The 11,042-nt window shown below is 51.2% G+C and carries 11 protein-coding genes; 10 read left to right on the top strand and 1 reads right to left on the bottom strand.

The features are described 5' to 3' along the window. Nucleotides 1-57: 57 nt before the first annotated feature. The 3 genes from T488_RS0105910 (at nucleotide 58) to T488_RS0105900 (ending at nucleotide 3,423) form a co-directional block, all read left to right on the top strand. On the top strand, nucleotides 58-429 hold the full coding sequence (locus T488_RS0105910) for a hypothetical protein (protein ID WP_028519999.1): 372 nt from the start codon (nucleotides 58-60) through the stop codon (nucleotides 427-429). A gap of 29 nt (nucleotides 430-458) precedes the next feature. Next, nucleotides 459-893 carry a hypothetical protein gene (locus tag T488_RS0105905; RefSeq protein WP_028519998.1) on the top strand — a complete coding sequence of 145 codons (435 nt, stop codon included), beginning with the start codon at nucleotides 459-461 and terminating at the stop codon, nucleotides 891-893. 223 nt (nucleotides 894-1,116) lie between these two features. Then, nucleotides 1,117-3,423, top strand: a complete 2,307-nt coding sequence (locus tag T488_RS0105900) for an AMP-binding protein (protein ID WP_028519997.1) — start codon at nucleotides 1,117-1,119, stop codon at nucleotides 3,421-3,423. A 112-nt stretch (nucleotides 3,424-3,535) separates the two neighbouring features. On the opposite strand, the gene T488_RS0105895 is transcribed toward T488_RS0105900, so the two are convergent. Continuing rightward, the gene (locus T488_RS0105895; RefSeq protein WP_028519996.1) at nucleotides 3,536-4,606 is read right to left on the bottom strand and encodes a linear amide C-N hydrolase; all 1,071 of its coding nucleotides are present in this window, start codon (nucleotides 4,604-4,606) and stop codon (nucleotides 3,536-3,538) included. A 331-nt stretch (nucleotides 4,607-4,937) separates the two neighbouring features. Between T488_RS0105895 and rimP the strand changes: the two genes are divergently transcribed. From rimP to rbfA, 7 genes are all read left to right on the top strand, one after another. After that, nucleotides 4,938-5,411 (top strand): ribosome maturation factor RimP, encoded by a 474-nt coding sequence (gene rimP / locus T488_RS0105890; protein ID WP_028519995.1) that lies wholly within the window; start codon nucleotides 4,938-4,940, stop codon nucleotides 5,409-5,411. A gap of 50 nt (nucleotides 5,412-5,461) precedes the next feature. After that, nucleotides 5,462-6,700, top strand: a complete 1,239-nt coding sequence (gene nusA, locus T488_RS0105885) for a transcription termination factor NusA (RefSeq protein WP_242838304.1) — start codon at nucleotides 5,462-5,464, stop codon at nucleotides 6,698-6,700. Nucleotides 6,701-6,702: 2 nt separating this feature from the next. Then, nucleotides 6,703-6,981, top strand: coding sequence for an RNase P modulator RnpM (rnpM, locus tag T488_RS0105880; protein ID WP_028519993.1), 279 nt, complete (start codon nucleotides 6,703-6,705; stop codon nucleotides 6,979-6,981). Next, nucleotides 6,950-7,273: a L7Ae/L30e/S12e/Gadd45 family ribosomal protein gene (locus T488_RS0105875; protein WP_028519992.1), complete on the top strand. Its 324-nt coding sequence runs from the start codon at nucleotides 6,950-6,952 to the stop codon at nucleotides 7,271-7,273. The genes rnpM and T488_RS0105875 overlap by 32 nt, the downstream gene beginning before the upstream one ends. Before the next feature lie 84 nt (nucleotides 7,274-7,357). Continuing rightward, entirely contained in the window at nucleotides 7,358-10,093 is a 2,736-nt protein-coding gene (gene infB, locus T488_RS19250) for a translation initiation factor IF-2 (RefSeq protein WP_028519991.1), read from the top strand. A 41-nt stretch (nucleotides 10,094-10,134) separates the two neighbouring features. Beyond that, nucleotides 10,135-10,680, top strand: a complete 546-nt coding sequence (locus T488_RS0105865) for a hypothetical protein (RefSeq protein ID WP_028519990.1) — start codon at nucleotides 10,135-10,137, stop codon at nucleotides 10,678-10,680. Between the two features lie 17 nt (nucleotides 10,681-10,697). Then, nucleotides 10,698-11,036, top strand: coding sequence for a 30S ribosome-binding factor RbfA (gene rbfA / locus T488_RS0105860; RefSeq protein WP_028519989.1), 339 nt, complete (start codon nucleotides 10,698-10,700; stop codon nucleotides 11,034-11,036). The last annotated feature ends 6 nt before the right edge of the window (nucleotides 11,037-11,042 follow it).

Raw genomic sequence — 11,042 nt, 5'->3', positions numbered from 1 at the left:
GAACATATACACCGTACATCTGCATTACCATTATTTTATTTATAAGGAGAAATTATTATGAAGGTTAATTTTAAGAAGATCATTACAGCAATCGCAGCGACAGCTATGTGTGCAGTTCCCATGGCAGGTTCACTTTCCGCAAATGCAGCAAGCATTGACAGGATCGACCGCGGAAATATCCGCATTGAAAAAGCAGAGTTTGGCAGACTTGAATGTAAGCCCGTTGAACCTCCGGTAACAGGACCACGCTTTATCGAAAAAATAGACAAGTCCCAAATCGAATACAATGACAAAGTCCTGGATTATATCCGTGCTAAGAAAGCCGAGGAAGAAGCAAAGAAGCTCAGGGCAAAGGGTAATAGTAAGTGGTATTCTCTTACAGCTATATATTCATCTGATGATGACAGCACCGATGACGGCAACGAATAATTATAATTAATATATTAAGGAGTGGTTTTATGAAAAATTCAGTTAAGAAGATATTTGCAGCGATCGCAGCAACAGCCATGTGTGCTATCCCCATGACAGGTGCAATGTCAGCAAATGCGGCAGTTTTACCCGGAAGAATGGATGCCGGCAGACTTGAGACAGGCAGATTTGAGCCTGCATTAAGCGACTTCGGAACTAAGCTGATCCCGGGAAACCATAGTATTGATGACATCGAGTTCTTTGAGGTCAGATTAGGCGATGAGCTCCCTCAGGTTCAGGAAAAGAAGGCTAAGAAGGGGCTTCAGGAGGCATTGGAATCTATGAAGCAGCAAAAACGTCAGGAAACAGCTGAACGTCTTTCTCACTTTTCCGGTAATAGAGTAGCCGAAAGCTCATCTGACGCTCCTGTCTGTGCAGGAATACTTGCCCTTTTCGCTGATAAAGAAAACAGCGACAACAACTGATAAAACCGATATATAAGATCATTGTGGGATTTAATAATATATGAAAGCTCCTCTCAGAGCCGCCGCATGGCTGCTGAGGGGAGCTTTTCCGCGTTTCCGGCCCTCTTTTCCGTTACAGAAAATCATTGACAACGATGAGAGGCAGTGATATAATTACAATTATGAATACAGTGCGGAATATCTGACATTTCCGCTTTATGATACAGAAAGGAGCAGGCTTTAAATGAGCAGTATGTTTGATCCCGAATTAAAAATGAGAGAGGTCGCTGAGCGAATAAAGCTCACCCGTGAGTCGGTAGGTCTGTCTCCCAAGGAAATGGCTGACAAGATAGGTGTTTCTTCCTATGAGTACCTTGCCTATGAGGGCGGCGCAAAGGATTTCAGCTTCAGCTTTATATACAAGTTCGCAAATGCCTGCGGCGTTGAGATAGCCGACCTTATGGAGGGTGAGTCTCCCCATATCAGGAGCTTCGACATCACAAGAGCAGGCGAGGGACTTCCCATTGCCAGAAGAAAGGGTCTGAGCTATCTGAGACTGGCTCCCAAGTTCCGCAACAAGATAGCAGAGCCCTTCCTCGTTACCATTCCCTATGTTGACGAGGAGTTCAGAGTTCCTCACCCCCACACCCATGAGGGTCAGGAAATGGATATTGTCATCAGCGGTCAGCTCAAGGTGCAGGTAGGCGACAACGTTGAGATACTCAACGAGGGCGACTCCATCTACTATGACAGCTCCGAGCCCCATGACGAGTGGGCTGTTGGCGGCAAGGAGTGCAAGTTCTACGCTATCGTATGCGGCGAGAAGCAGCCTCAGCACGCTATCTCAAACCTTGACCCCGTTATCCTTCCCGGAGTTACCAACTTCGACCTTGCTCACATTCAGGACCCCGTTGCCGATAACTTCATAAAGCTTGAGACCGACACCATGGGCTCACTTACGGGCATAAGCTTCATCAACGAGGAGAAGTTCAACTTCGGCTTCGATGTGGTGGACGCTCTTGCGGCTAAATGTCCCGACAAGGAGGCTCTCATCTATGTGGGCAACGATATGTCAGAGAGAAGATTTACCTTCGCCGACATGAAGAAGTACTCCAACATGACCGCGAATTACTTCCTGTCAAAGGGCATAAAGAAGGGCGACAGAGTTATGCTGGTGCTCAAGAGGCACTATCAGTTCTGGTTCTCTATCCTTGCCCTTCACAAGATAGGTGCAATAGTTATCCCTGCTACAAATCAGCTGGTGCAGCATGACTTCACATACCGCTTCAAGGCAGCAGGCGTAAAGGCTATCGTATGTACGGGCGACGGTGACGTTGCTCATCAGGTGGACCTTGCCGAGGAGGAGCTGGGCATCAGTCTCATAAAGATGATGGCTCATGGCGAGCGCGAGGGCTGGGCTGATTTTGACAAGGAAATGTCGGAGTTCAGCGACGTTTTCGACCGTCCCACAGACCCCGAAAAGCTCTCCTGCGGAAGCGAGCCAAATCTCATGTTCTTCACATCGGGCACCACAGGCTACCCCAAGATAGCTACACACAGCCACAAGTACGCTCTCGGTCACTTCATCACCGCACGTTACTGGCATAACGTAGACCCCAATGGTCTGCACTTCACCATTTCCGATACGGGCTGGGGAAAGGCTCTCTGGGGCAAGCTCTACGGACAGTGGCTCAGCGAGACCTGCGTATTCGTATATGACTTCGACCGCTTTGACGCCCACAAGATACTTCCAATGTTCAGGAAGTACAATATAACCACATTCTGCGCACCTCCCACAATGTACCGTTTCTTCATCAAGGAGGACCTTTCAAAGTACGACCTGAGCTCTATCAAGTATGCGACTGTTGCAGGCGAGGCTCTCAATCCCGAGGTATACAATCAGTTCCTCAAGGCTACGGGAGTCAAGCTCATGGAGGGCTTCGGTCAGACCGAGACCACCCTTTCCATAGGCAACTTCGTGGGCATGACCTGCCGTCCCGGCTCTATGGGCAAGCCCAGCGTCCTCTACGATGTGGACATCGTTGACCCCGACGGAAATCCCGTCAAGACAGGTGAGACAGGCGAGATAGTTATCCGCACGGACAAGAACACTCCCTGCGGACTCTTCCTGGGATACTTCAATGACGATGAGAAGACAAAGGAAGTATGGCACGACGGCCTCTACCACACAGGCGATACTGCCTGGAAGGACGAGGACGGCTACTTCTGGTACGTGGGCAGAGTTGACGACGTTATCAAGTCATCGGGCTACCGCATCGGCCCCTTTGAGATCGAGAGCGTTATCATGGAGCTCCCATACGTTCTGGAGTGCGGCGTAAGTGCGGCTCCCGACCCCGTAAGAGGTCAGGTGGTAAAGGCTTCCATTGTGCTTGTCAAGGGCACAGAGGGCACGGACGAGCTGAAAAAGGAGATACAGGACTATGTTAAGAAGCACACCGCTCCTTACAAGTATCCCCGTATCGTTGAGTTCAGGGACGAGCTTCCCAAGACCATCAGCGGCAAGATAAGACGAGTTGAGCTCAAGGGCTGAGAATAAAGAAAAAAGACGTTTCTTCGGAAACGTCTTTTTTAGTGGTTAGTTATTAGTGATCAGTGCTTAGTTGCAGGGACACCCGACGGGCGTCCGCTGTATATGTTGGCGTTTATTTTTCACTGACGGTGAAGTCCCATGAAGCACTGCTGTCACGGCGGGGCCATATCCTGCCGCTCCTGTCGGTGAGGTCGTACACCACCGACCACTGGAGCCTGTCGGATTTGTCCCTGTTGTAGAGTCCCACAGAGTTGAGAAGCTCCTGACAGGTCTGCATATCAAGCCTGTTGCCGCTGTCTGTGATGACCTGCTCTACGGCTTCCTGCCTTGTGAGAGAGTCGGGGGACTCAAATATATTCTCGTTATTGTAGGCGATGTGGTTGGCGGCTATCTGGTAGTTCTCGGCGGAGGTAACAGCCTGCAATGCGCCGTCGTAGTACTCCGCGATAACGGAATTGCCCTCTGCGTCGCCTATGAGTATGTGGGACTTCAGATTGTTGCTGAAGTAGACGTTGTACTGTCCCAGCAGCTCCACCGCTTCGTCAACGCTGGCTGCCTTGTCCAGGATAAGCCTTATGGCGACGGTCTGGTTCATGGAGACCTTGTTCTCATCGTATACTGTGGATACTACGGGAACAACCAGCAGAGCCGCGGAAACGCCCTTTTCGTTCATTCCGTCGCAGGCAAAATAAGGAACTGCCAGCAGCGGAATGTTCTCCTTGGATAAGCCGTCTGTGGGAGAGTGACGCTTGTCGAAGCCAACGGCAAGCAGCGGCACGGTGGATACCGAGGCATAGCCGTCCTTTGGGTGGGTGTATACCTGCATGAAGGGGGAGGTGTCAAAGTCGAAATTTCTGCCGAATATCACGTTGCCTTTGTCATTGCGCGCCACAAAGGCAGTGCAGGCGGCGCTGGGAGTGTCCCCGTCTGGGGAAAGACCGTGCATCAGCTCCTTCTGAATGAATGAGTAGAGCTCCTCATCGTTCTCGGCGCCTGTTTTCAGGAACTTGTCCAGCTTGTAGTCGCTGTCGTAGTCCATGGTGTAGGCTCCGTTGCCCTCGTTTTTCAGGCTGCGGAGAGTCTTTATGTCCCTGCGGAGATACAGGAACAGCGCCAGCGCGGCGATGACCGCCAGGAGGAGTATCACAAGGACTATGCTGCGTATTATTTTCAGAGCTTTCATGGTTCGCACCTCGTTTATCTTAGAATAGTTACATAAACTATATCATACAGAGACGGGATTGTCAATAGACTCTGCGAAATATCGCCTGTAAAGGGACTTTTTTGCGGCGCTTGGGGACTGCTGCGGGCAGCTGTGCGATTACTGACAGTAAAAAATCGGGAATTTTTGAAAAAAATTCCGAAAAACACTTGATTTTTGCGAAAAACCGTGATATAATAGTTGATGATGATAGTAAACCCAAAGACCGGAGCCCTTCCGGTCTTTAGTATTTATATTGGGACTATTACTTTACAGGGAAAGGAGAAACCCGATATATCGGGAAAAACTGCCTATGAAATTCAAGAAATTCGGCGGTACCGAGCAGAAGGTCTATGACCTTATCAAGCCCATCACCGATGAGCTTGGCTACTACCTCTGGGACGTCTGCTACGAAAAGGAAGGCGCTATGTGGTATCTCCGCGTGTTCATCGACCAGGACGAGGGTATAACCATTGCGGACTGTGAACGCGCCAACGCTCCCATTAGCGACATACTTGACGAGAAGGACCCCATTCCTCAGAGCTATATGCTTGAGGTGGGCTCGGCTGGTCTGGAGCGGGAGCTGGTCAAGGAGGAACACTTCGAGGTCTGCTGCGGCGACAAGGTGAAGATACGCTTCATCAGGGCTGTGGACGGCGAGAAAGAAATAGTCGCACAGCTTGCAGGTGCTGACAAGGAGGGCGTTACCGTCGTCCTTGAAAGCGGAGATGAAAAGAAATTCCCGTTATCGGATATTGCTTTCGTAAAGCTCTATCTCGATTTCTGAAATGTAAAAAAACAAAATATAATATATTGGAGGAATTTACAGACATGAACATGAATAAGGACTTTTTCAAGGCGCTCGAGGCTCTTGGAGAGGAAAACAGCGTTGAGACCGAGCTTCTCATCGATAAGGTAAAGTCGGCTATGCTCAAGGCGGCAAGAAGAGCCTATCCTCACAGCGAGGAGAGGATCTCCGTCGAGATAGACCCCAAAACAAAGAAGTTCGAGATGTATATCCGTCAGGATATCATCGACGACGAGCCTATCGATGTCAACGAGGTGAATATCGACGTTGCCAAGACAATGGACCCCAATGCCGTTGTCGGCGGAACTATCCTCAAGGAGCTGGATATTTCCAAGCTGGGCAGAATGGCGGCTCTTTCCGCCAAGCAGTCCATCAAGGGCGACCTGAGAGAGATCAACCGCGAGCAGATGCTCAGCAAGTTCGAGCAGAAGGAGCATGAGTGCATCACTGCCAAGGTCTCTCAGGTAGAACCCGGCAGAGGTACAGTTACCGTTGTCTACGACGGAACAGAGCTCTATCTCTTCCGCAACGAGCAGATCCCCGGTGAGAACCTGGAGGAAGGAAAGTCCGTTAAGGTTTACATCACAGGCATCATCGGCAAGAACAAGAAGCCTGTCGTAAAGATCTCCCGTACACACAAGGACCTGGTAAAGAGACTCTTCGAGCAGGAGGTCCCCGAGATATATGACGGCACCGTTGAGGTGAAGTCCATATCCCGTGAGGCAGGCTCAAGAACAAAGATCGCTGTATGGTCCAAGGACGAGAACGTTGACGCTGTAGGCGCCTGCATAGGTCCCAAGCGTTCAAGAATAACCGCTGTTGTAAATGAACTCAGCGGCGAGAAGATAGACATTATCCCCTGGAGCGAGGTACCCGAGGAATTCATCGCAAGAGCTCTTGCTCCTGCCGAGGTGCTCAAGACAGTCATCACCTCCATGGAGGAGAAGGCCTGCACAGTCATCGTTCCCAACAATCAGCTCTCACTGGCTATCGGAAACAAGGGTCAGAACGCGAAGCTGGCTGCAAAGCTCACAGGCTTCAAGATCGACATCAAGCCCCAGTTCGATAACCTCACAGGAGAGGAGGCTCCCGAGATGAGCCCCGACTTCGTGGCTCCCGTATTCGAGACAGCTCCTGCTGAGGAAGAGGAGAGCACAGAGGCTCCCGCAGAGGAAACAGCCGATGCTGAGGCTGCTGCCGGGGAGACTGCTGAGGAGGCTAAGGCTGAGGAGACTGCTGAGGAAGCTGCTCCCGAGACTGAGGAATAATTATGAAGCCAAGAAAAATACCCATGAGAATGTGTCTCGGCTGCGGAGAGATGAAGCCCAAGATGGAGCTGATCCGCGTGGTAAAGTCCCCCGAGGGAGACATAAGCCTGGACTTCAGAGGCAAGGCGGCAGGCAGAGGTGCTTACATCTGCCGCAGCGCGGAATGTCTTGAGAAGGCGAGAAAGGCAAGACGCTTCGAGAAATCGTTCTCATGCAGGATAGAAGAAAGCGTTTACGAGGTGATGTTGAGTGAACTCAGTGAAGGCCCGCAGGACAGCTGATCTGCTGGGTATCTGCATTAAGGCAGGCAGAGCTGTCAAGGGCTTCGACAGCGCAGTGGAAACACTGAAAAACGGCACTGCACACTGCATACTTACAGCCGCCGACGCTTCGGAGAAGACCGTCAAGGAAGTGGACTTCCACTGCAATAAATACAGCGTGAGACACTTCGCAACAGAGCTGACAAAAGCCGATATAGGCAGGCTCTGGGGCAAGGAGACCGCCGTCATAGCAGTGACGGACAAGGGCTTCGCAGACGGCTTCGGAAAAATATTATCCGATGGATCGCAGTAATGCGTTGATATAGATGGTTATATGAGAACAATCTTACAATGATGCCGCTATGGCCGGCAGACAAAACTGGAGGTAATAAAGCCTATGGCAAAAAAGATAAAGTTAAGCGACGCTGCAAAGGATTTTGACGTATCCTCACAGGAGCTCATCGACTTCTTCGCGGAAAAGGGCGATAACAAGAAGAAAACAGGTTCTTCGCTCACCGAGGAGGAGATGAATTCCCTTCTGGAACACTATACCAAGGACCGCTATTCGGTAAGCTCACTGAATGACTACTTCAACTCAAAGAACGATCCCCGTCCTGTAAAGGAGGAGGCTCCCAAGGAGAAGAAGGCTCCCGCAGCTAAGAAGCCTGCCGAGAAGAAGGAGGAGAAGAAGGCTGCTCCCGTAAAGAAGGCAGAGCCCGAGAAGAAGCAGGAAGCCGCTCCCGAGAAGAAGGCAGAGCCCGTAAAGAAGCAGGAAACTGCTCACGAGAAGAAGGCAGAGCCCGAGAAGAAGAAGGAAGCCGCTCCCGTAAAGAAGGCAGAGCCCGAAAAGAAGCAGGAAGCCGCTCCCGTAAAGAAGGCTGAGCCTGAAAAGAAGCAGGAAGCCGCTCCCGAGAAGAAGGCAGAGCCCGAGAAGAAGCAGGAGGCTGCTCCCGAGAAGAAGGCAGAGCCCGAGAAAAAGCAGGAGGCTGCTCCCGTAAAGAAGACTGAGGAAAAGCCTGCCGAGGAGAAGGCACAGGAGCCTAAGAAGCAGGATAAGAAAAAGGACAAGAAGAAGGAGCAGGCAAAGGCTCAGGACAGAGGCGAGAGAACAAAGTTCAACGCCACTATCAGCTCTGAGACCGCTCAGACCTCAACTCAGCGCAGAACAGTCGACACAAGAGGAAGCTATGTTGACCTCGACAAGTACAACGAGAGATACGACCAGATGGCTACCTCAAACAAGCACAAGAACGACAACTATTCCTCAAAGAAGCAGAAGATCAATCAGAAGTCCGCTCAGAGAAGCAGACAGCAGTTCTCCAGAAAGGAATCCGAGGCTGAGAAGCTGAAGAGACTGGAGCTGGAGAGAGCAAGAAAGCAGCAGCTGAAGGTGCTCATCCCCGATACCATCACTGTGGGCGAGCTGGCTACACGTCTCAAGGCTGCCGCTACAGAGGTCATCAAGCAGCTGATGAAGCTGGGTGTAATGGCTTCCATCAATCAGGAGATCGACTTCGATACAGCTTCTCTCGTAGCTGAGGAAATGGGTGCAAAGGTAGAGAAGGAAGTTATCGTTACCATTGAGGAGCGTCTTATCGACGATACCGACGATGATGATACAAACCTCCAGCCCCGCTGCCCCGTTGTAGTCGTTATGGGTCACGTTGACCACGGTAAGACCTCTATCCTTGACCGTATCAGAAATGCTCATGTTGCCGCAGGCGAGGCAGGCGGTATCACACAGCATATCGGTGCTTATCAGGTAAACATCAACGGTCAGGACATCACATTCCTGGATACTCCCGGACATGAGGCATTCACCTCAATGCGTGCAAGAGGTGCCAATATCACAGATATAGCTATCCTCGTTGTTGCCGCAGACGACGGTATCATGCCCCAGACAGTTGAGTCCATCAACCACGCCAAGGCTGCCGGAGTTTCCATCATCGTTGCCATCAACAAGATGGATAAGGAGGGCGCTAACCCCGACCGTATCAAGGAAGAGCTCACAAAGTATGATCTCGTTTGCGAGGACTGGGGCGGCGATGTTATCTGCGTTCCCGTATCCGCAAAGACAGGAGAGGGCATAGATGACCTTCTGGAGAACGTTCTTCTCGTTGCCGAGGTCAAGGAGCTCAAGGCAAATCCCGACAGACTTGCAAAGGGTACTGTCATCGAGGCTCGTCTCGACAAGGGAAGAGGTCCTATCGCTACACTTCTCGTTCAGAACGGTACTCTCAGGCAGGGCGATGTCCTCATCGCAGGTACTGCTGTGGGAAGAGTCCGCGTAATGACCAACGACAAGGGCAGAACCGTAAAGTCCGCAGGTCCTTCCGTTCCTGTTGAGATCACAGGTCTTGCCGAGGTCCCCAGCGCAGGCGATACCTTCAACGCTGTTGAGGACGAGAGACTGGCAAGAGAGCTTGTTGAGCAGAGAAAGCACGAGCAGAAGCAGGAGCAGTTCAACGCTTACCGCAAGGTAACTCTTGACAACCTGTTCAGCCAGATCGCAGAGGGCGAGATCAAGGAGCTCCCCATCGTTGTCAAGGCTGACGTTCAGGGCTCTGTTGAGGCTGTAAAGCAGTCGCTGGAGAAGCTTTCCAACAACGAGGTAAGAGTAAGAGTCATCCACGGTGCTGTCGGTGCCGTTAAGGAGAGCGACGTTATGCTGGCAAGCGCTTCAAATGCTATCATCGTCGGCTTCAACGTAAGACCTGATCCCGTTGCGGCTGAGAATGCCGAGCGCGACGGCGTTGACATCAGACTCTATCGTATCATCTATGACGCTATCGAGGAGATCGGCACCGCTATGAAGGGTATGCTGGCTCCCAAGCTCCGCGAGGTCGAGCAGGGACGTGTTGAGGTACGTCAGGTATACAAGATCTCCAACGTTGGTATGGTAGCAGGAAGCTACGTTCTCAGCGGCAAGGTGACAAGAGGAAGCAAGGTACGTGTAGTAAGAGACGGAATAATAATCGCAGATGACGAGATCGCAGGTCTCAAGCGTTTCAAGGACGATGTCAAGGAGGTCGCAGACGGCTACGAGTGCGGTATCAGCCTTGAGAAGTTCAGCGACGTCAAGGAAGGCGATATCTTCGAGACCTACATCGTCGAGGAATACCGTGAAGATTAACTGACAACTAATTTCTATCAATGATAAAGGGGGAATTTCTTATGGATAACAGCAGAATGAGTACTGCGGATATGCTGCAGTACTGCAACGAGGCACTGGCATGGGACGACTTCGGACCTATCGACATATTCTTCTTTGAATCGGTAAAGAAGATACTTCTCGGTCAGTGCAGCGCAATGGAGGAGCCCGAGGAATACACAGACGACCTTATGGGCATCGAGCGCCCTGTCCGCGATGTGGAGCTGGAGCCTGAGTACGGCAACTATGCCGATATATACTACAGCGAAGAAGGCGACGAGGATATTCCCGACTACAGCAGAAGCGCCGAGGACGAGGCTTTCTCAGCCGAGATGTTCGGTGCAGGCTTCTTCGAGGAGGAGAATGCTGAGGAGCCCAAGCCCGAGGCTGTCGAGCCCAAGGCAGAGGAAGCCGCAGCAGAGCCCGCAAAGAAGGCTCCCGCCAAAAAGAGCGCAAAGAAGACTGCTTCAAAGAAGTCTGCTAAGAAGACTTCCGCGAAGAAGGAAAAAGCTGCCGAGTCCGATAAGCATGAAGAATCATCAGGGAGCGGCTTTACAGTAAATCTCTGACGACAGAAAGGAATATAATGCCTAATTTCAAGAACAGCCGCATGGCTGAAGATATAAAACGGGAAATGACCGCCATTCTCCGCGAGCTCAAGGACCCCAGGATAGACAAGATGCTCACTATCGTGAGAGCTGACCTGTCAGGGGATATGTCAAGCTGTAAGATATATGTCTCCAGCTTTGAGGGCATGGAGCGGTCAAAGGAGTCTGTTGAAGGGCTGAAAAGCGCAGCAGGCTTCATCAAGAGGGAACTTTTCCACCGCCTCAAAATGCGCAAGGCTCCCGAGCTCAGCTTCATCGCCGACAACTCCATAGAGAGAAGTGCGGAGATAAGCAAAAAGCTCCACGAGCTTCTGTAAGGAGGG

Source organism: Ruminococcus flavefaciens ND2009 (assembly GCF_000621785.1).
Classification (GTDB): Bacteria; Bacillota; Clostridia; order Oscillospirales; family Ruminococcaceae; genus Ruminococcus; species Ruminococcus flavefaciens_C.
Note: the sequence above shows the minus strand (reverse complement) of the source record. Positions and strands in the feature narration are given on the sequence as shown.